23 protein-coding genes are annotated in these 18,670 nt (G+C 52.0%); 3 read left to right on the forward strand and 20 right to left on the reverse strand.

What is annotated here, in order from left to right:
• Positions 1-147 precede the first annotated feature (147 nt).
• From NQZ67_RS05255 to coxB, 14 genes are all read right to left on the reverse strand, one after another.
• The gene (locus NQZ67_RS05255; RefSeq protein WP_257443446.1) at positions 148-414 is read right to left on the reverse strand and encodes a hypothetical protein; all 267 of its coding nucleotides are present in this window, start codon (positions 412-414) and stop codon (positions 148-150) included.
• A gap of 30 nt (positions 415-444) precedes the next feature.
• Complete coding sequence (locus NQZ67_RS05260; RefSeq protein WP_257444073.1) at positions 445-636, reverse strand: glycine zipper domain-containing protein; 192 nt, start codon at positions 634-636, stop codon at positions 445-447.
• Positions 637-743: 107 nt separating this feature from the next.
• Positions 744-1,226 carry a small multi-drug export protein gene (locus tag NQZ67_RS05265; protein ID WP_257443448.1) on the reverse strand — a complete coding sequence of 161 codons (483 nt, stop codon included), beginning with the start codon at positions 1,224-1,226 and terminating at the stop codon, positions 744-746.
• Between the two features lie 21 nt (positions 1,227-1,247).
• Positions 1,248-2,558 (reverse strand): ABC transporter permease, encoded by a 1,311-nt coding sequence (locus NQZ67_RS05270; protein ID WP_257443450.1) that lies wholly within the window; start codon positions 2,556-2,558, stop codon positions 1,248-1,250.
• Positions 2,551-3,453 (reverse strand): ABC transporter ATP-binding protein, encoded by a 903-nt coding sequence (locus NQZ67_RS05275; protein ID WP_257443452.1) that lies wholly within the window; start codon positions 3,451-3,453, stop codon positions 2,551-2,553. Before NQZ67_RS05275 ends, NQZ67_RS05270 begins: the two co-directional genes overlap by 8 nt.
• Before the next feature lie 23 nt (positions 3,454-3,476).
• Positions 3,477-4,394, reverse strand: coding sequence for an ABC transporter ATP-binding protein (locus NQZ67_RS05280; RefSeq protein WP_257443454.1), 918 nt, complete (start codon positions 4,392-4,394; stop codon positions 3,477-3,479).
• The gene (locus NQZ67_RS05285; RefSeq protein ID WP_257443456.1) at positions 4,394-4,795 is read right to left on the reverse strand and encodes a GntR family transcriptional regulator; all 402 of its coding nucleotides are present in this window, start codon (positions 4,793-4,795) and stop codon (positions 4,394-4,396) included. Before NQZ67_RS05285 ends, NQZ67_RS05280 begins: the two co-directional genes overlap by 1 nt.
• Before the next feature lie 18 nt (positions 4,796-4,813).
• The gene (locus tag NQZ67_RS05290; protein WP_257443459.1) at positions 4,814-5,539 is read right to left on the reverse strand and encodes a hypothetical protein; all 726 of its coding nucleotides are present in this window, start codon (positions 5,537-5,539) and stop codon (positions 4,814-4,816) included.
• A 196-nt stretch (positions 5,540-5,735) separates the two neighbouring features.
• On the reverse strand, positions 5,736-6,197 hold the full coding sequence (locus tag NQZ67_RS05295; RefSeq protein WP_257443461.1) for a DUF420 domain-containing protein: 462 nt from the start codon (positions 6,195-6,197) through the stop codon (positions 5,736-5,738).
• 15 nt (positions 6,198-6,212) lie between these two features.
• Positions 6,213-7,106, reverse strand: coding sequence for a cytochrome c oxidase assembly factor CtaG (ctaG, locus tag NQZ67_RS05300; protein ID WP_257443463.1), 894 nt, complete (start codon positions 7,104-7,106; stop codon positions 6,213-6,215).
• A 92-nt stretch (positions 7,107-7,198) separates the two neighbouring features.
• On the reverse strand, positions 7,199-7,516 hold the full coding sequence (locus NQZ67_RS05305) for a cytochrome C oxidase subunit IV family protein (RefSeq protein WP_257443465.1): 318 nt from the start codon (positions 7,514-7,516) through the stop codon (positions 7,199-7,201).
• Between the two features lie 4 nt (positions 7,517-7,520).
• Positions 7,521-8,138 (reverse strand): cytochrome (ubi)quinol oxidase subunit III, encoded by a 618-nt coding sequence (locus NQZ67_RS05310; protein ID WP_257443467.1) that lies wholly within the window; start codon positions 8,136-8,138, stop codon positions 7,521-7,523.
• Positions 8,135-9,985, reverse strand: coding sequence for a cytochrome c oxidase subunit I (ctaD, locus tag NQZ67_RS05315; protein WP_257444048.1), 1,851 nt, complete (start codon positions 9,983-9,985; stop codon positions 8,135-8,137). The genes NQZ67_RS05310 and ctaD overlap by 4 nt, the downstream gene beginning before the upstream one ends.
• Positions 9,986-10,063: 78 nt before the next feature.
• Positions 10,064-11,122, reverse strand: coding sequence for a cytochrome c oxidase subunit II (coxB, locus tag NQZ67_RS05320; RefSeq protein WP_257443469.1), 1,059 nt, complete (start codon positions 11,120-11,122; stop codon positions 10,064-10,066).
• Positions 11,123-11,501: 379 nt separating this feature from the next.
• On the opposite strand from coxB, the gene NQZ67_RS05325 reads away from it, so the two are divergent.
• Positions 11,502-12,230: a hypothetical protein gene (locus tag NQZ67_RS05325; protein WP_257443471.1), complete on the forward strand. Its 729-nt coding sequence runs from the start codon at positions 11,502-11,504 to the stop codon at positions 12,228-12,230.
• Positions 12,231-12,296: 66 nt separating this feature from the next.
• On the opposite strand, the gene NQZ67_RS05330 is transcribed toward NQZ67_RS05325, so the two are convergent.
• From NQZ67_RS05330 to NQZ67_RS05345, 4 genes are all read right to left on the reverse strand, one after another.
• Positions 12,297-13,184 carry a DUF421 domain-containing protein gene (locus NQZ67_RS05330; protein ID WP_257443473.1) on the reverse strand — a complete coding sequence of 296 codons (888 nt, stop codon included), beginning with the start codon at positions 13,182-13,184 and terminating at the stop codon, positions 12,297-12,299.
• Between the two features lie 423 nt (positions 13,185-13,607).
• Entirely contained in the window at positions 13,608-14,546 is a 939-nt protein-coding gene (locus NQZ67_RS05335) for a DUF8832 domain-containing protein (RefSeq protein WP_257443475.1), read from the reverse strand.
• A gap of 22 nt (positions 14,547-14,568) precedes the next feature.
• Positions 14,569-14,769, reverse strand: coding sequence for a cation transporter (locus tag NQZ67_RS05340; protein ID WP_257443477.1), 201 nt, complete (start codon positions 14,767-14,769; stop codon positions 14,569-14,571).
• Between the two features lie 30 nt (positions 14,770-14,799).
• Entirely contained in the window at positions 14,800-15,147 is a 348-nt protein-coding gene (locus tag NQZ67_RS05345) for a metal-sensitive transcriptional regulator (protein WP_257443479.1), read from the reverse strand.
• A gap of 256 nt (positions 15,148-15,403) precedes the next feature.
• Between NQZ67_RS05345 and NQZ67_RS05350 the strand changes: the two genes are divergently transcribed.
• Positions 15,404-16,150 carry a glycerophosphodiester phosphodiesterase gene (locus NQZ67_RS05350; RefSeq protein ID WP_257443481.1) on the forward strand — a complete coding sequence of 249 codons (747 nt, stop codon included), beginning with the start codon at positions 15,404-15,406 and terminating at the stop codon, positions 16,148-16,150.
• Positions 16,147-17,349 (forward strand): SLC45 family MFS transporter, encoded by a 1,203-nt coding sequence (locus tag NQZ67_RS05355; protein WP_257443483.1) that lies wholly within the window; start codon positions 16,147-16,149, stop codon positions 17,347-17,349. Before NQZ67_RS05350 ends, NQZ67_RS05355 begins: the two co-directional genes overlap by 4 nt.
• Positions 17,350-17,410: 61 nt before the next feature.
• Here the strand turns inward: NQZ67_RS05355 and NQZ67_RS05360 are convergent, their stop codons facing one another.
• Together NQZ67_RS05360 and NQZ67_RS05365 are read right to left on the reverse strand one after the other, a co-directional pair.
• Positions 17,411-18,241, reverse strand: a complete 831-nt coding sequence (locus NQZ67_RS05360) for a YitT family protein (protein WP_257444049.1) — start codon at positions 18,239-18,241, stop codon at positions 17,411-17,413.
• A 66-nt stretch (positions 18,242-18,307) separates the two neighbouring features.
• The gene (locus NQZ67_RS05365) at positions 18,308-18,586 is read right to left on the reverse strand and encodes a hypothetical protein (protein ID WP_257443485.1); all 279 of its coding nucleotides are present in this window, start codon (positions 18,584-18,586) and stop codon (positions 18,308-18,310) included.
• Positions 18,587-18,670 lie beyond the last annotated feature (84 nt).

Consider the following 18,670-nt stretch of genomic DNA (forward strand, 5'->3'; position numbering starts at 1 on the left):
ACGGCCTTTTCCCTAATCGATTAGTTCCTTCTGCATAAACAAAAGAAGCCCAAGCTTAGCTTGGACTCCCAACCGACTCTTATGATTAGACGGGATAACGATCTCCAATCGTAAATGATTTGTGTTCTATCGTTCCCCGATATACATCTATGCTCCGCTAAAGTTGTCCCAAGACAGATAAAGCGAGATGAGCGCAACCGCAAAGAAGAGAACGGCAATTCGAGTGCTCCTTCTAAATTTGATGCCGTATGAGAGGAAGAATATTGCAGCGGCAAGTTTAGCAGCGCTCTGATAGTACCCATTAAACGATGAACCGCTAAAGATAATGGCAATGAGAAGCATGGAAACGATAAGGATCTTGAACCATAGAGGCTCGCTTAAAAATAATTTATACATCATCTTAATCCTCTGCATCGGCAAGCCTTCCTTTCTTCATCCTCCTGCTTACTTGCTTTTCGGTGGCTTAGATGCTGTTGCGCTGAATGCAGCTCCCAATCCGGCGCCAATGGCTATACCGATTGCGATATTATCTAACGCCACCCCGAGGGCGACTCCGATAGCAACTCCAAGCGCCATACCTGAAGCAAACTTTTTGTTTCGATTATTATTGTTGCCCGACGGATTCTCTTCGCTCATCGAACTCGACCTCCAGTATGATCGTGACGTTGCATGAAAGAAGAGAACCCTTGATACATCCATGCTAGCCATGAATCAAAGGTTCTCTTCTGTTTCCTTGGAATGAATTACTTTACAACATTGATTCCTAACAGCACCAGAATCCCCATACCCACAGCCCATACGACTATGGCAATCGTCTGCCATATCATCACATATCGTTTCGATGCGCCCGCTGCGATACAAACTAATGCCGCGATATGGTCTCCGATCAACAATGGACCTAGAAGCGATACTCCGGGAACACCGTACTTATGGAATAGCTTCTGCCCGCGTTCCAGACGTTTATTGTGCTTTTCCTGTTTACGTTCGGACGGTTTTCTTCTTTGCAGCCACTGCTTAACGCGATCGCTGGCCAGGATAACAACCATAACCGAAATCCAGTTTCCGACGATTGCCGCTACGATCGTCATCACGGCAGGGAACCCGAGCGCAATCCCTACAGGTACTGCAAAGTATCCTTCGAGAAAGGGGATCATTCCTACAAGCATAACCCCAAGGAATTGTAAGATCGGATTTGAGTCTTGCAGCTGTTGCAGAAATTGTTCCAACTTGTCATCATCCTTTTTAAACTAGATCTTATAAGCCTTCATAGCTTTACGAATCTCTTTCCAGCTCGGACGTTTGCCGTACATCAGGACGCCCGTGCGATAAATCTTAGCCGAGATGTAGACCGCCACGTAGATGGCGACGAGCAGCAGCGCGATCGAGATCGCGACTTCCCAGAACGGCACGTCGGTCAGGCCGAGACGGAGCAGCATGACGAACGGCGAGAACAGCGGGATGAACGAGGTGACTTTCACCAGCATGCTGTCCGGCGAGCTCAAGCTGAAGATCGAAATGTAGAAGCCGGCAAGCGAGATCAGCGTCATCGGCATGGTCGCCTGGCCGAGGTCCTCCGTCCGGCTGACGATGGAGCCGACTGCGGCGTAGAGCGTCGCGAACAGGAAGAAGCCCGTGAAGAAGTACAGCAGCGCATAGATGATCAAGCTTGGTTCGATTTTGCTTAGGTCGATGTCGAAGTTGATTAACGTTTCTTTGTTATGCGGCAGCGTCACGTTAACGTATAACACGATAACATAGAGCGCAACCTGGCTCAGCACGACGATGAACATGCCGAATATTTTGCCGAACATCTGCTTCAGCGGCGCGACGCTCGTGATCAGAATTTCCATGACGCGCGAGCTCTTCTCCGCGGTTACCTCGGCAGCGATGAGCTGACCCGATGTCATGATCGCCATGAACAAGAAGATGATGATGACGTAGATGAAGCCCATGTTGACGCCTTGCTCCGAAGGCGTTCGGCCAGTTGCCCCGTCCTCCGTCGCCGAGATTTGAACCGATTCGATATTGATCGGCGTATTCAGCTGCTTCATTTGCTCGTCGGTGAGGCCCGCGTCGCTTAGTACGGTAGTCATCCGGATGGTTTGCAGCGCGGTTTGCAGCGCGCCCGTCTGCGAGAACTCCATCAGCTTCTCCGACTTATACGTCATCTCCGGGAAGCCGCTATCCGACATGGCGCCGAAGTCGAGATAGCCTTTGATCGTTTTATCCTGAATCGCTTGCTTCAGCTGATCCTCGTTGGCCGCCGTATCGCCTTTGTCCTCGAACGGCACCAGCTTGATGCTGGCGTCTTCCTGCTGCTCGAAGTATACCTTCAAGCTGTCGCCGGTTGCGGAGCCTGCCGCGAGCTCTTCGCTTGCCGACTGGATATACCCGACGTTCGTGATCTTCTTGCCGCCTTTATCGAACTGCTCGATGATATAAGGAACGTTGACGCCGATACACATAATGATAGCAATTACTAGAGTCGTGATGAGGAAGGCCTTTCCTCTCATCTTGTTGCGAACCGTAAATCCTACTACCGTCCAGAAACTATTCATGGCGATCACCTACCGTTTTGATAAAGATTTCGTTTAACGTCGGTTCCTTGATTTCGAACTTCGTAATCGTCGTCTGTGCCATTGCGCTGCGCAGGATCTCTCCTCCTGCCGCTTCGTTCTTGATGCCGATCTCATAGCCGTATTCCTGCCTCTTAACTCCCGTTACGCCCGCAATATTTTCGAGACCTTGCACTTCGCCTTCCGTCGCCAGGATAACGCGTTCTCTCGGATACTGTTTTTTCAGCTCCTTGATGTTGCCCTTCAGCACCGTATTCGATTTGTGCAGGATCGTAATGTTGCGGCACAGCTCCTCGACATGCTCCATGCGGTGGGTCGAGAACAAGATGCTCGTGCCGGAATCGCGCAGCTCCTTAACCGTTGATTTCAGCAGCTCCACGTTGACCGGATCGAGTCCGCTGAACGCTTCGTCCAAGATGACGATGCTGGGTCGATGATTGACCGCCGCGATGAACTGGATTTTCTGCTGGTTGCCCTTCGAGAGCTCTTCGACTTTCTTGTTATAGTACTCCGGCACCTCGAATCTCTCGAGCCAGCGCTTCAGGTTCTGATCCGCATCCTTCTTGGACATGCCGCGCAATTGCGACAAGTACAGAATCTGATCGCTGACTTTTACCTTCGGATACAGTCCTCTCTCTTCCGGCAGGTAGCCCAGCTTGCTTAACTGCTCGTTGCTGTAGGGCCTACCGTGATACTTGATCGTGCCTCCGTCCGGATAGATCAGCCCCAGTACCATGCGCATCGTCGTTGTTTTGCCGGCGCCGTTCGCGCCGAGCAGACCATAGATCTCGCCCTCGTTAACCTCGAAGCTGATGTTGTTAACCGCTGTTTTGTCGGCATACTGCTTCACCACATTTTCGACTACCAATGGTTTCATGTCGCGTTTCCCCTCGCTATCCTTTATCGTCTTCCTATGCTTTCTTGCTGAAGTAACGTGCTCATGATTTCGTCCAGCTCGAGCGCCTGTCTGCCTACGATCTGCAAGCCGTTCGCTTCGCACCATTGCTCGGCCTCGAACGCTTTGCCCGTCGTGATCCGATAGGTTGCGTTCCCTGCCGGTTCTACTCCGCTGCCGCCCGGCATACTGGCCGCTTTCTGCGCCGTCAAGCCATCGCCGCTAACGAAGAAGGTGAACCAACTGCTGAACAGTTCATCCTTCTCGTAGACGCCGAGCACTCTGCCCTGCGCCATAAATACGATAAAATCGGCTAATCGTTTCACTTCTTCCACGATATGGGAGGTCATTAGTATCGTCCGGTTGCCAGGCTCCATGTAACGATGCAGGATCTCAATCATCGTTTTCCATGCGAGCGGGTCGAGTCCGGAGGAGGGCTCATCAAGAAGGAGCAGCTCCGGCGCATGGGATAAAGCAAGCGCGAACTCGCATTTTCTCCGCATGCCTTTGGACATCTTGCCCAGCTGCAGATTGTCGTTCACCTGCAGGGAGAGCAGCAAATCCTGATAACGGTTCACATCCCAATCCTTATACCAGAAGCTGTTGAAGTTTGCTTTCTCCCGCGCGGTAAGCTTATCCTCATGAGGCAGCGTTTCCTCCGGCAGGAAGCCGATCTTCTGCTTCACCTCGACGTCATCCCCTTGACCGACGGGCTCACCCAGCAGCGTAACCGTCCCTTCGCTTGGCTTCTCGAGATCAAGCGCCATCCGGAACAATGTGCTCTTGCCGCTGCCGTTCGGTCCGACGATCGCCGTTATATAGCCTTTTGGTATGTCCAATGTGATCGGTCCCAGCTTGAAATTAGGCTTTCGCTGCGAGATTCCCGCGAACCGGATCGCCGTCTCCTCTTCCCATGCTCCCATTATGCTTCTCCTCCCTGCTTATAGTGCTGACGGAGCGATTCCTCGAACAGCTCCTTCATTTCTTCCTCCGTGCACTGCATTCGCTTGCCTGCCATCAAGGCCTGTTCCAAGGCTTCGATCACCGACGCGTATTTGTGGCGGTCGCGTTCCTGCTCGCCAACCTTCGCAACGTAAGTACCCGTGCCTTGTCTAGTTCGGAGCAGCCCTTCGCCCTCCAAGTCACTGTATACCCGCTTGACGGTGATGACGCTGCACTTCACTGATTGCGCCAGCTCCCGGATGGAAGGCAGCAGCGTTCCTTCCTCCAGCTGTCCGCTGACGATCAGAGCCCTTAATTGAACCTCGATCTGGTGATAGAGAGGTTCGGCGCTTTGTTCATTAATCTGTATGGGCAGCCGCATCGCTTCACCTGCTTTCGCTTAACTGGAATAACTTCGCGTCTTCAGCCTCTTCTCCAGAAGCGGACGCCCGATATAGATGGAGACCGCAACTAACACAAGTCCGATTAGAGCCATCCACCATCCGCCTTCCTCGCACAGCCTGTAGCTTTCCACGATGAGGCTTTTCTTCAACAACAGAGAGGTAATGATCATTCCGATGAGGAAACCGAGTGTAAATATCATGCAAAACCAGAAATATATTTTGCCGGAAAATCCGATTTCGAAGTAGATATATAGGATGCCCATCGCTATCGAATAGCCGATCCACATAATGGCGAATGGAATAAATGCGGCCAGTTCAATATCAGGGGCCTCCATTCGGACAACAAGGTAAAAGATAAGGAAGAAAACAATGAGAGCCGGCAGCGCGTTCAATATAAAAAGGAGGATTCGTCCAAGTACGATTTGGTTGGGCCTAATCGGCATCACCCGCCATGCTGCCAGCTTCTTCGTATAAGGATCCGACTTCCAATAATGCCCGAATGATTGAGTGGACATAAATCCCAGGCAAGGGAGCAGCGTTAGCGTGACGAAGTCCACCGCCCAGTACATCATTCCCATCTCTTCCCCTTCATAAGTGTCAGCAAACATGGGCACGAGGAAGAGAGAAAGATACCCAATGAAAATGATCGTCATAACATGTTTCCATCTGATTCTTCTGAACTCTTCCTTCGCCAGATACCATCCGCCTTGCCAAGTGGTCATAAGCGACCGCCTCCCTTTAGCTGTCCAAAGCTTTTTTTGTGCTTGCTCTTAAGTGTGCATACTGTGTTCGTTTATATACTGTATATATCTATATACACAGTATATGTACAGTGTGCCTCTTTGTCAACCATCCATTCCCTATTTTTTCAAAAAAATAACCGCTCTCCTAAGAGAACGGTTATTCCTATTCCAGCAGTTAGCCGAAAATCGCTTCAAATAACGGTTTAGCGTCTGCCGCGGGATACAGCACGTAGAGAATCGAATATACCGCTGCACCTGTTATCGCCGTAAAAAACCAGATGACCGACGTAACCCGGCCCAGTTTGCGATGCTTCGCGAATTTCTTGCGATAGCCAAGCGTGATCGTCGTAATGCCGAACACGGCAGCGACGGTCGCGAGCACAATATGGAACAATAAGAATACAAGATAATAAGGCTTCAGCCCGTCCGGACCGTTATAAGGCGTGCTGCCGATGATGAACGTCCGGGAAGCATAGATGATAAAAAACAAAACCGCCGCGATCGCCGCATTAAACATCACCTTCTGATGCTGCTCCAGCTTGCGCTTAACGGCCAGCCTCCAGCCGATCGCGACAAGCGTAGCGCTCAGGACGATGAAGAAGGTGCTCACCGTTGGCATAAGTATTTTGATGTCCATGTTAATCCTCTCCGATTAAGCAGTTTCTGGGTTCGGCAAATCGTCCTCGGCATGCTCGCGCTTGAACCATTGCTTGAAGATATAGGCCAGGATGATCCCATACATCAGCTCTTGCACCAGCTTCATCACAATGCCGCCTAGCTGCTGATCATCCATCACGCCCAGCTTGTTGAAGAACTGAGGTCCCCCGAATTCCCCTATCAGGTAGCTCGTATCGCCGGACATGCAGTACCCCATCGCGGTTGCCCATACTTGCGGATCGTTGTACGTCGCGTACATCCCGCCGTCGGAGAAGATGATAAGCGCGCATGCTGGCGTCAGCAGCACGCCGTTGGCGAAAACATAAGCCATCTTCTTGACGTCCGTAATCTTATTCCACTCCGGTACCGGACAAGCGATCTGCCACCACATCATGAATGCCGTTATGAACAGAACCACATAATAAAGACGATGCACCGTGAAGTTCGTCATGACGTAATCATGAACCATCGGCACATGATAAATTGAGAACAGCATATTGAACAGGACAAGCGTTACGATCGGATGCATGAACAGTCGGAGCTTCCTCCAGAAGCTAGCCGAAAACGCCGCCCGCCACAGAAACGCCGGGATCCCCAGAAGCACCATAGGAGGCACGATCAAATACGAGATCGACATGTTCACCATATGGAAAGTAAACATAAGATGTCCAAGCAAATTAAACGGACCGCCATGACACAGGTACACCAGCACGATCGCGCCGACAAACAAGGTTTTCTGCTTGAGCGTTGCTGCCTGTTCGCTTGGAGCATGCTTCTCTCTCCACGGACCGATCATATAGTAATACAGGATCACGACACCGATCATCGCAAATAGAAACATAGGGTTCCACAGCTCGGCGAAGGAGAAATATTTGTTTAAGTCTAGCACCTTAGGAAGCTCCTTTCATAAAGGACAAAGCCGATTTTACGAAAGAGGAGGGACCCACAATCTTGGGACCCTCCTCTCTTTAGTTTACAGTCTTACCACCAAACCCAATATTCAGCCATGATGACCGCCGTGAATACGACGACTACTCCGGATAGAATGCCGATAATCGCGTAACGATGCCCGCGGTCTTTCATGTGCATCCAGAACGCCATCTGTACGAATACTTGCAGGATAGCCGTTCCGATGAGGATGATGTAGATAAAGTCTTTGTTGATCTCTCCGCTGATGACAGTCGCGAAGGCGATGAACGTCAACAGAACCGAGAATAGAAACGCGATGATATGCTTTTTGGGTCCTTCGACTTTGTGTCGCTTGGTGTTTTGCTCCGTGGCCGTGTGATTGCTTGCCATTTCGTTAAACCACCTTTCCCATCAGGTACACAACGGTGAAGATGAATACCCATACAACGTCGATGAAGTGCCAGTACATACCGGCTACATACACTTTAGGCGCCGTTACGACGGTGAGACCTTTTCTTGCGAGCTGAATGATCAGCAGCGTGATCCACAGGATACCGAACAAGACGTGAGCGCCGTGGAAGCCGACCAACGTATAGAAGGAAGAACTGAATGCGCTCGTCGTGAAGCCATGGCCTTCATGCACGTAATGATAGAACTCGTAAATCTCGAGTCCAAGGAAGCCCGCACCGAGCAGAACGGTGACGATCAACCAGTTGATCAAGCTTTTTACTTTGTGCTGGTGCATCGCTTGAATCGCGAATACGCTCGTCAAGCTCGACGTGAGCAGGATTGCGGTAGCGTAAGCGACAAGTTTCAGGTCGAACAGGTGGTCCGGGGTCGGACCGTCCAGCACTTGATGGCGGAGGGCAAGGAACGCCGCGAACAGCGTTCCGAACAGTACCGTCTCCCCGCCAAGGAATAACCAGAAGCCTAATACTTTATTGCGTCCCTCAAGGGTGGCCTTCTCCGGCTCATGAGGCAATTGTCCTTCTACATGCGAGTGCGCGCTCATGCTTTACCCCCTAGATCCCTCTTAATTTCATCTTCTTCGATATGGAAGCCATGATCGTCGATTACGGAACGAAGAAGCATACAGATCAATACGATAAGCAAGCCACCGATGCCGATCGCGTGGCCGACCGTCAGGTCCGTGCCCATGAAATGACCCCAATCCGGAGCATACATGAAGCCGAAACCGGCGATGAAGAAGCCAAGGCCCATGAAGAACGGCAGAATCGACGGAGACGGCATATGGATCGGGCCAAGCGGTTCAGCCGGCGTCATGCCGCTGTGTCCGTCTTGCTTCTCTTTCCAGTAGGCGTCATATCCGCGTACAAGCGGAGTTTGAGCAAAGTTGTATTCCGGCGGAGGGGATGGAATCGTCCACTCCAGCGTACGGCCGTCTTCCCATGGGTCCGCAGGCGCGTTCTTCGGTTTCACCGAGGTTACGACAACGTTAATCAGGAAGATGATCGTACCGAGACCCATCAACAGGGCGCCGATCGTACTAATCAAGTTCATTTCGTTAAAGCCAAGGCCGTCCAGGTACTGCCAGATACGACGCGGCATCCCCATCAAACCAAGGAAATGCTGGACGAAGAACGTCAGATGGAAACCGATGAAGAACGTCCAGAACGTCAGCTTGCCAAGTCCTTCGTTCAGAATGCGGCCGAACATCTTCGGCCACCAGTAGTGAACGCCGGCGAACAAACCAAGCACCAAGCCGCCTACGATAACGTAGTGGAAATGCGCGACGACGAAGTACGAGTCATGATATTGGAAGTCGGCAGGCGCTGCCGCGAGCATAACGCCCGTTACGCCGCCCATTACGAATGTCGGGATGAAGCCTACCGCGAACAGGTTCGCGGTCGGGAACGTAATGGAACCGCCCCACATCGTGAACAGCCAGTTAAAGATCTTGATGCCTGTTGGTACCGCAATCAGCATCGTTGCGATAGAGAACAACGCGTTCGCCACTGGTCCAAGACCCGCCGTGAACATGTGATGCGCCCAAACCATGAAGCCCAAGAAGCCGATCAAGATTGTCGCGAATACCATCGAGCTGTAACCGAACAAGCGTTTACGCGAGAATGTGCTAATAACTTCCGAGATGATGCCGAATGCCGGCAGGATAAGAATATAAACCTCAGGATGCCCGAAGATCCAGAAAATATGCTCCCACAATACCGCGTTGCCGCCTGCGGATGGATCGAAGAAGTTCGCGTCGAACAAACGGTCGAACATCAGCGCCGCCAAACCAACGGTCAGGGCAGGGAATGCGAACAGGATCAGAGCCGACGTAATGAATGCGGACCAAGTGAACATCGGCATGCGCATGAACGTCATGCCTGGCGCCCGCATGTTAATAATCGTAACCAGGAAGTTAATACCGCCGATCAGCGTACCGATACCGGCGATCTGTAGACCTAATACATAGTAGTCCATACCATGGTCGTTGCTGTAAGTTGTGCCGGCCAAAGGAGCGTAAGACGTCCAGCCTGCGTCAGGCACGTCGCCGACGATCCAGCTCACGTTCAGCAGCAAACCGCCGAAGAGGAACGTCCAGAAGCCGAGCGAGTTAACGAACGGGAACGCGACGTCGCGCGCGCCGATTTGGAGCGGAACGACGGCGTTCATGAGAGCAAAGATGATTGGCATCGCGGCCAAGAAGATCATCGTTGTTCCATGCATCGTCAGCAATTCGTTGTATGTATCCGCACCAACGAAATCATTTTGCGGCTTCCACAATTGGATCCGGATCAGAATCGCTTCCAATCCGCCAATCAGGAAGAAAAATCCCCCCGCAATCAAATACAAAATACCGATTTTTTTATGGTCAACCGTAGTCAGCCAGTCCATAATGCCGCTGTAACGTTTGACCGCATGCGCGTGTGCATGAGCCAAGGTAGGTACCTCCTTCAATCACTGATGATCGTATTATTGTTCGAAGTCTAGAGTAAGCTCGGACAGATACTTCGCAATACCTTCAATCTCTTCTTCCGTCAGGTCGTATTGGCCAGCCATCAGGTTGCCTGGCTTAACTCCGTTCGGATCTTTGATCCATTTGTAGAGATTGTTGTACACGGTATCTTCATGTTCGTACTTCTTATCATCAGCTTCCACGTTGACCAGAATGCCGGCTACGCTCTCGCGGCTGCCGATACCTGTCAAGTTAGGGAAGGCAGGTCCACCGTAGGTTCCTACAGCGTGGCAAGTCAGACATTTGTTCTCGAATGCTTCAGCAATCGCAGGATCGCTTGGAAGAGCTACCGGCTCTTGAATGGCCGCTGCCCAACGGTCAAACGAAGCAGGATCGACGGATTTCACTTTGAAGTCCATCAGACCGTGCGACGGTCCGCAAAGCTCGGCGCATTTGCCCAAGTAAACGCCTTCTTTCGGCGCGGAGAAGTACATGTAGTTCGTGTTGCCGCCAGGGTTCGTATCGATCTTGCCCGCCAGCGACGGAACCCAGAACGAGTGAAGCACGTCGGCCGTCTTGGCTTCGATCGAGATAGTCTTGCCTGTCGGAATAACAAGCTCTTGAGCCGTCTTAATGCCTAGCTCCGGATATTCGAATTCCCACCAGTACTGATGAGACGTCACGATGACCTTAACGGCGTCAGGATCGTTGCTGTAGTCCTTCGAAAGGTTGAATACCGATTGTACCGTAGGCACGCCAAGGATGATAAGCAGGATGATCGGAATTACCGTCCAGATAACCTCCAGCTTATGGTTCCCTTCCACTTGCTTTGGAACCGTCTTGTCTCCTTTACGTCTGCGGAAACGGATAATTACATACAAAGAAATTGCAAATACGACAACAATTACGAGAGACATGATGAGAATTGCCGTTACCATCAGTCCGAATTGTTCTTCCGCTACGGGACCCTGGGGATTCAGCGTCGACAAGTCTTCCCGTCCGCAAGCGGCCAGCACTAACGCCATAATGGCCATTAGGGGCGCAAGCCGTTTAAAATATTGCCACCGATTCATCATTAATCAACCCCACTTTTGACGTTTTCGCAGCTGCCTAAAGTCACGTGGCAAGCGGCTTTGCTGCGTGTTTCACAGATGTTATGACAACTCCTGCAACTTAAAGCACTTTATTAAATATAAAGTTGGGAACCCTATTTGTCAATGTTCCACAGAGAGTTCACAAATTGTTCTCAAAGCTGTCAAAAACGCATATTTTAGCCGTTTTTCAGCCCTTCTCCCGTTGTCGAAAACTCCCGTTTGCCTGCCTTTCGGAGGTTCGCTCTCCCTTACATTGTGCACCAAACCCATGGTCGATTATGTATCTGATTGGAAACGTATATTTCCCCCTCCATAATCAACACTAAGGTCATGTCTATTACGAAATGGGGGTCTAGCCGCAATGATCAAACGAATGGCCATCCTTCTGCTATCCGCAGCCGCAATCAGCTTCGTCCCAGGCTGCAACTACGAGCAGCTCGTCCAGCAGAGCGACTACGATTACGGCAGCCGGAAGTCCGGCGATCCGAAGATGATCGGTCCCAAAGCGTACGGCAACGTCACGGGAAGCAGCTATCATCATGACAATGCCTTCTTCGAATACAGCTCCACACTGTCTAATAAGGTTAGCTCGCTCAACGGAATCGCTTCGGCAATCGTTATGCTGACAGACAAGAACGCCTATGCCGCCATCCTACTCGATTGGACGGCCGTCGGAACGACTGGCTCGGGCGGTACGGAGGAGCAGGACAATACGGGCTCGAATGCCGGCGTCTTTAACGCCGATACTGGCAGTCCATACGCTGACGGGCGATTGCTCGCTTCTCCTTACAACTCCTATTACACCGTCAACGACCACAATAACTTGTCCCATGAACTGAAGCAGACCATTGCTTCCCTGATCCGCGAATACTTGCCGTCCGTCCAAGAGGTGCATATCTCGGCCAATATGGAGTTTAACAACTACTTTGCCCAATTCGCCAAAGAAGCTTGGGGCGGCCGATCGCTAACGCCATGGATCGATAAGTTTAACGAAGTGGTTCAGTATCAATTCGACGGCGGCACGGTCATGCCAAAACGAATTACGGTGCCTGGGCAGAACACGCCGACCGAATGGCAAACACGCCGCTGACGAAAAAATCTCTTCCTATATATATGCGCAATTTGAGGCGGGTACGGAACAAGCGGCCCGCCTCCTTTATTGTTGCTCGCGCATGGCATCCGTCTCTCCGTCTGCCTTCAGCTTCTCTGCCCCCTGGCTCAAGTGGAATTGAGCGCGTCGGTACAGCTTGGCGTCTTTTTCGTTCTGCGCCAGCCGTTCAAGCCTTCTTAGCTCTTCCTGAAGCTGACTGGCGAGAGAGGCTACCTTCTCTTCGGCGTTCGTGCTATTCTTCATCGATACGTTGCGCCCGTCCACCGTTTGGAACGTTAAACTGCCGTCGCTTCCGAGCTGGGACAGAAAGACGTCCTCTAGCTTAAGCTTGTGCCGGTCCAGCTCATGCTTGAGCCAATTTTCATTTCTCCCGGCAAGCCTAAGCTCTTCGTGCATGACATGTCCGTCCATGACAAGGGTGCGCGCTGGTTGGTCGTTTCCCATCTTCCACCCAAGCATCGCAGGCGTAATGGGTTGATGTTCTTTCTTCAATTGGACATTAAGCTCTCCGTTAGACTCCATCACTGCAAATTCAACATCCGCTACCCGGTATACGTCCTTGCTTCTAAGCTGTTCAAGCAGCTCGTCAAGGGTCAGCCTTTCCTTCCTCATCATCTCTTTGGACAGCTTGCCGCCCTGAATAAGAACCCGGCCTTTGCCGTCGATAATATCTCTGACCTTTATGCTCTTCATCGTCCATATTTCGATACCCACGGAAACGGCGACCCATACGATTAGCGAAACAATGCCGAGATACCATGTGTTCTGCAAATCCAAGGAAACGTACGCCGCGATATTGCCGATGGAGATGCCGGTTATATATTCGAACAAGGACAGCTCCGATATTTGCCGTTTGCCCAGCACCTTCGTCAGCAAGAACATAACAACAACGGCGGCAAGCGTGCGCAAGACGATCTCAATCAATTCCGACACACTTCTCCCCCTTTCCCCTCTTAGCATGTCCAGAATTAGGAGAGACATGCAAACCTTGCGTTCGCCTCGCAGATATGTTATTATTGAAAGAATGTAATATTTAACCCCTATATATCCCCAGTTAGATTTCTATTTCCCTCTGATTTGATTTCTTGACTGACCATTCCGAACTCATGTTTCACGACGTTATTCTGATTCACACTGGCGCGGTCATCGGAGCCGCAAGGATGGAAGAGAGGTAGGGCTTCCGTTGTTTTAGGATGTTTGGGTATTCGCAGCTTAGCTTACATGTTGTTTGCAATTCATGCGGGGTATAACGCGCTGTTTCCGCTTTCGGGACAGACCGGTTAAATATATACGACTAATAAGGGCTGCCCGGCAGGCAACGTTACGACGTTGTCCGCAGGGCAGCCCTGTCCAATTTCAGTTGTTTACTTGGATCGTGAAAGGTACGATGAAGGTTTCGCCATTCCGTTGGAACTGTCCCCAGATGCGGTACAGCCCTTCCTCCGGGAAGGCGGTCGCGAACCTTGCGACAGGACCGCTGTCATCCTCGTTCATGGGATGAACGTGCAAATAATGCTCGGTATCCTCACTGATGATGACCACATGACCAATCGCTCCAAGATAAGGCTCCAAGTCGGTCAGCCCGGCTTTCGAAGCGGCATCTCTTAGCGTAAAAGCAAGCTCGGATTCCTCTCCCGCCTTCGTGCTGGAGAGCGCCAGTTCGACCTCTACTCCTTGCTCGGAGCGAAGGAGCTTGCCGTCCGGCTGAGGCGGCGACACGTTCTCGTTCCCTGCCAGCTCGAGCGTTCCGGAAGCGGTCATCTGCTCATGCCCGGCGGGGATAAAATCGGCGAACAGCTTGTACGTCCCGCCGCTTGGCAATGTCATCTCCTGCGTAAACTCGCCGTCAGCCCTCTTGATTGGATGCACATGGTAAAATTCGCTCAAATCCTCGCGTACGACAATGAGATGCATCTCCTTCTCGTGCCCGAGCTCATATTCCTGCACCTTCTCGCCGTTCTCGTCCCGCGCGGTCATCGTTATCGTGACGGTATCGCCGGCCTTCGGGCTCTGAGGCGCGAAGCTCCACTCCATCGCGATGCCGCTTTCCGCCGTTTCACCGTGCTGCGAGTGGGCGCTGCCTGAATCATGGCCAGCATGTCCGCCGGTAGGGTTTGATGCTTGCGCGGTCTCCGGAGCGCTTGCCACTACGGACCCTTCTCCATGTCCTTCGTGCCCGCCACCGCCGTTATCGCCATTGCCTCCGCAAGCCGTTAAAGCTGCGGTCAAGGCGAAAGCAAGGACCGCAGCGCGATAGAAGCGGCCTTGCGCTATCCATTTCCAATTTCTTTGCATGACTCTATCTCCAGACCCCTCTTTAGACGACGTCGTAGCCTTGGTCCTCGATTGCGGCTTTGATCGCGCCCAGCGATACTTTCGATTCATCGTAATCGACCGCTACCTTCTTCCCTGCCAGATCCACCTTGCCGCTTGCCCCCACCTGTACCAACGCTTTCTCGATCGCGCTTACGCAGTGACCGCAGCTCATGCCTTCTACTTTCAATACGGATTGTTTCATTTCGTATAATCCCCTTTCTCAATGGTATGGTTACTTCATTAACTTATTAATCGTATAGAGCAGCTCTTCCACCACTTCGTCTTCGCCGGCTTGAATTCTCTCGATGACGCAGGATTTCAAATGGCCTTCGAGCAGCAACTTCGCGACGCCCCCAAGTGCGGATTGCGCGGCGGCAATCTGCGTAAGCACGTCATCGCAATACGTATCCTTCTCGATCATCCCTTTAATGCCGCGAATCTGCCCTTCGATCCGGTTCAACCGGGACACGAGACCCTGCTTCATCTTATCGGAGTGATGGCTTTTCCTTGCGCCTTCTTCGGAATCGGAATGGCAGCATGCCTCCGCCGTCTGACCGTCGTTTTTGTCTTCTACAATCATATTAGATACCTCCGCGGGGTATTTTGAATCTATACTCATCATATCATACCCCCTATAGGTATGTAAAGAGACCTTCGTCACTCGAATTGGTACTATCAGAATCGAATCGTTTGTGCTACGATCCAAATAATGGAGCCCAGACAGCTATAGTATACGCATGGCTTGCCCGGATCAGACATAACCGTTTGATACTGCCATAACATACGGGAGCTATAGTTGGAGGAAACGCCCCCCTATACGAGAGGATGTGCCGAATATGTTGCAGACTATCAATTTCGCCCATCGTGGCGCGAGCGCTTATTGCCCGGAAAATACGATGGCCGCATTCCGCAAAGCGCTGGAGCTTGGTGCAACGGGAATCGAAACGGATGTACAGCGGACCGCGGACGGGCGTCTCGTTCTTATTCACGACGAATCGCTCCAGAGAACGACGGGAGATCCTAGGCTCGTGCAGAACATTTCCTTTGACGAGCTCGCCGGGCTGGATGCCGGCAGCTGGTTCGAATCTTCCTTTTCCGGGGAGCGAGTGCCAGCGCTTGATGAACTGCTGGAGCTGATCCAGAATACCGATATCATTCTGAACCTGGAGCTCAAGAACGGAATCGTTCTATATCCGGGAATGGAAGAGGAAGTCATTCGCGCGGTTCGAAGCTTCGGCATGAGCGGGCAAGTCGTTATCTCCAGCTTCAATCATTACTCCCTTGCGCTTTGCAAGCAGCTGGCCCCCGAGATCAGAACCGGCATTCTCTATATGGAGGGGCTTTATCGCCCATGGGAATACGCCGCCACCTTGAAGGCGGATGCCCTTCACGCCTTCCATTATGCCGTTCTGCCGGAATGGGTGCAGGAGGCCGCTGGGCAAGGCATCCACTACCATCCGTTTACCGTTAATGAAGAGAAAGAGATGGAAAGACTGCTTTCATGCGGAGTGTCGGGCATTATTACCGACTACCCGGATCGCCTGAACGACGTCATGAAACGGGGAGGAGCCGGCGCACCATGAGAAAAACTTGGCTGCTTGGCTTAGGCTTCTTCAGCATTAGCATCACATGGTCGCTCTACAACGCGTTCGTCCCTTTCTTCCTGGAAGATTACATCGGCAGCGTGGGCATGATCGCGTTCCTGATGACGCTCGACAACTATTTCGCCATCTTCCTGCAGCCGATCATCGGTAGAAGAAGCGACCGCACGAACACCCGCTTCGGGAAGCGAATGCCGTTCCTGCTGATCGGCATGCCGCTGGCCGCCGTATTCGGAGCGCTTATCCCGTGGCATAGCGGACTGCTCCTGCTCATCTTGTTCATGGTGCTGATGAACCTGTCCATGAGCATCTATCGTTCGCCTACCGTCGCGCTTATGCCGGACATCACGCCCCCGGGAAAGCGGACGCAGGCCAACGGCATTATCAACTTCATGGGAGGCGTCGGGTCGATCATCGCGTTCGGAGCTGGCTCCGCGCTTTACGACAAGCATGAGTCGCTGCCCTTCCTGACCTCTTCTCTTCTGACCGTACTATGTTTGGCGATCCTGTACGTTGTCATTCGGGAGAAACGGGACGCCATCGCTTACGAGCCAGCGGAATCGCAGCCGCTCGTCTCGTTCAAGAAAGAATGGAATAGGCCTACCCTATTCTTGCTTGGCGCCATCTTCTTCTGGTTTTTCTCCTATCAGGGCATCGAAGCTCTATTCACCTTGTATGGCAAAAATCAGCTGGGGCTCGAGGAATCCGAAGCCTCCTTCTCGCTGGCCTTCTTCTCGCTGGCTTTCGTCGTCATGGCGATCCCAAGCGGTCTGCTCGGCAACCGGTACGGCAAGAAGCCCGTCATCATGGTCGGCATTATTGGATTGATCGCCATCTTCGCGAGCATAACGTTCATCGAATCGCTAATGGGCCTTCGAATTTTGCTAGTGGTAGGCGGCATCTTCTGGGCACTTATTAACATTAACTCCTATCCGTTCATCGTCTCGCTCGGAGAAGAGAGCAGCATCGGCACGCGAACGGGCATTTACTATATCGCCTCTTCACTCGCGGCCGTCGCGTCTCCCCCGCTCATGGGCATCCTGATCGACTTGTTCGATTATTCGGTGCTGTTCCCAATTGCGGCGGGAGGCATGGTGATGGCTCTACTATTCCTGCTAGGCGTCAAGGAGAAGGGTATGACAGCCCGAGCGGCCGCGAATACCGCATCCCGCTTCGACTAAATGTTAGCCGTTACAAAAAAAGGAAACCAAAGGCCGAAAAAGCCTGCGGTTTCCTTCTTTTTTAGTGAATGCTGCTTTTGCTGAAATTGCCGCCCATGACGTCGGATACATGCTCGACCGCGATGAACGCCCGTTCGTCGATGGAATGTACGATGCTCTTAAGCTTCGCCAGCTCCAGACGGGAGACGACGCAATAGATCACTTGCGTTTCGTCGCCGGTATAGCCGCCTCTCGCTAGCAACAGCGTCGTGCCGCGGCCGAGACGGTCCATGATCGCCTGTGAGATCTCGTCGTATTCTTTGGAAATAATGGTCACCGACTTCGATTCCTCGAGACCTTCCACGACGATGTCGATCACTTTGATCGCGATGTAATAGGTCACCATGGAGTACATGGCGGACGACCATTCGAACACGAAGCCCGCGATCAAGAAGATGACGACGTTGAAGAGCATAATAATCTGGCCGACGGCCATGCGCAGTTTTTTGGAAATGAGAATCGATATAATTTCAATGCCGTCTAGCGCCCCGCCGTAACGGATGACTAGCCCGACCCCTGCTCCTAGTATCATCCCGCCGAACAAGACCGCCAGCAGCTTGTCGTCGGGGAACGCATCGACATGATGGAGCAGAGCCGTCGTGATCGACATGATGGTAATGCCGTACAATGTGGAGACGGCGAACGTCTTGCCTAGCTGCTTGTAGCCGAGGACGAGGAACGGTACGTTAAGAAGGAATAAGTACAAGCTGAGCGAGAGCGGCGTCAGCTCCGCCAGCATAATGGACACGCCGGCGATCCCCCCGTCGATGATGTTGAACGGCACGAGGAACAGCTCCAGCGCGACGCCCATAAGGATGGATCCGATCGTAATGAATACCGCGCGGATCAGCATTTCGGTGAACGTCAGTTTTTTATGTTCTTTGATATGCGCCAATAGTGGTGCTCCTTCCGCTTTCTATTAATCGATATATCCCGCCAAGCCTTTCTCCGTCAAATAATCCATCTCCAGCTCCAAGATTTGCTCGACCTCGGGCTCGTGAAGCTTGATATCCTTCTTGCCCAGGATGTAATCCACCAGATCGTCGATGTCGATGTCGACCTCGCCGTTCTCGTCTACTCTGGCCTTGCCTATGAACTCCTGCTCGTAGCGCAGCACAAGGCTGATTCCCCCTGCATCCTGCTTCGATTGTTCCGCTATGTAAGCAACAAGCTCCTTCTCGTTTACCTGCTCGCTCATGCGACTTACCCCCTCGTATGGTTTCTTTTTCTCATCTTCTTATTATACACGGAAGTCGCATGTGACAAAAACGTCACTTTGAAC

The sequence above is a fragment of the Paenibacillus soyae genome, from assembly GCF_024623455.1.
GTDB lineage: Bacteria > Bacillota > Bacilli > Paenibacillales > Paenibacillaceae > Pristimantibacillus > Pristimantibacillus soyae.

What these genes read in the sequence shown, in the direction of transcription:
- NQZ67_RS05295 (WP_257443461.1), bottom strand. Translation starts at nt 6,197, where the DNA reads ATGGACATCAAAATACTTATGCCAACGGTGAGCACCTTCTTCATCGTC.
- NQZ67_RS05260 (WP_257444073.1), bottom strand. Translation starts at nt 636, where the DNA reads ATGAGCGAAGAGAATCCGTCGGGCAACAATAATAATCGAAACAAAAAG.
- NQZ67_RS05270 (WP_257443450.1), bottom strand. Translation starts at nt 2,558, where the DNA reads ATGAATAGTTTCTGGACGGTAGTAGGATTTACGGTTCGCAACAAGATG.
- NQZ67_RS05280 (WP_257443454.1), bottom strand. Translation starts at nt 4,394, where the DNA reads ATGGGAGCATGGGAAGAGGAGACGGCGATCCGGTTCGCGGGAATCTCG.
- NQZ67_RS05255 (WP_257443446.1), bottom strand. Translation starts at nt 414, where the DNA reads ATGCAGAGGATTAAGATGATGTATAAATTATTTTTAAGCGAGCCTCTA.
- NQZ67_RS05335 (WP_257443475.1), bottom strand. Translation starts at nt 14,546, where the DNA reads ATGCAAAGAAATTGGAAATGGATAGCGCAAGGCCGCTTCTATCGCGCT.
- NQZ67_RS05285 (WP_257443456.1), bottom strand. Translation starts at nt 4,795, where the DNA reads ATGCGGCTGCCCATACAGATTAATGAACAAAGCGCCGAACCTCTCTAT.
- NQZ67_RS05340 (WP_257443477.1), bottom strand. Translation starts at nt 14,769, where the DNA reads ATGAAACAATCCGTATTGAAAGTAGAAGGCATGAGCTGCGGTCACTGC.
- NQZ67_RS05350 (WP_257443481.1), top strand. Translation starts at nt 15,404, where the DNA reads ATGTTGCAGACTATCAATTTCGCCCATCGTGGCGCGAGCGCTTATTGC.
- NQZ67_RS05360 (WP_257444049.1), bottom strand. Translation starts at nt 18,241, where the DNA reads ATGCTGATCCGCGCGGTATTCATTACGATCGGATCCATCCTTATGGGC.
- coxB (WP_257443469.1), bottom strand. Translation starts at nt 11,122, where the DNA reads ATGATGAATCGGTGGCAATATTTTAAACGGCTTGCGCCCCTAATGGCC.
- NQZ67_RS05355 (WP_257443483.1), top strand. Translation starts at nt 16,147, where the DNA reads ATGAGAAAAACTTGGCTGCTTGGCTTAGGCTTCTTCAGCATTAGCATC.
- NQZ67_RS05325 (WP_257443471.1), top strand. Translation starts at nt 11,502, where the DNA reads ATGATCAAACGAATGGCCATCCTTCTGCTATCCGCAGCCGCAATCAGC.
- NQZ67_RS05310 (WP_257443467.1), bottom strand. Translation starts at nt 8,138, where the DNA reads ATGAGCGCGCACTCGCATGTAGAAGGACAATTGCCTCATGAGCCGGAG.
- NQZ67_RS05345 (WP_257443479.1), bottom strand. Translation starts at nt 15,147, where the DNA reads ATGATTGTAGAAGACAAAAACGACGGTCAGACGGCGGAGGCATGCTGC.
- ctaD (WP_257444048.1), bottom strand. Translation starts at nt 9,985, where the DNA reads ATGGACTGGCTGACTACGGTTGACCATAAAAAAATCGGTATTTTGTAT.
- NQZ67_RS05290 (WP_257443459.1), bottom strand. Translation starts at nt 5,539, where the DNA reads ATGACCACTTGGCAAGGCGGATGGTATCTGGCGAAGGAAGAGTTCAGA.
- NQZ67_RS05305 (WP_257443465.1), bottom strand. Translation starts at nt 7,516, where the DNA reads ATGGCAAGCAATCACACGGCCACGGAGCAAAACACCAAGCGACACAAA.
- NQZ67_RS05275 (WP_257443452.1), bottom strand. Translation starts at nt 3,453, where the DNA reads ATGAAACCATTGGTAGTCGAAAATGTGGTGAAGCAGTATGCCGACAAA.
- NQZ67_RS05365 (WP_257443485.1), bottom strand. Translation starts at nt 18,586, where the DNA reads ATGAGCGAGCAGGTAAACGAGAAGGAGCTTGTTGCTTACATAGCGGAA.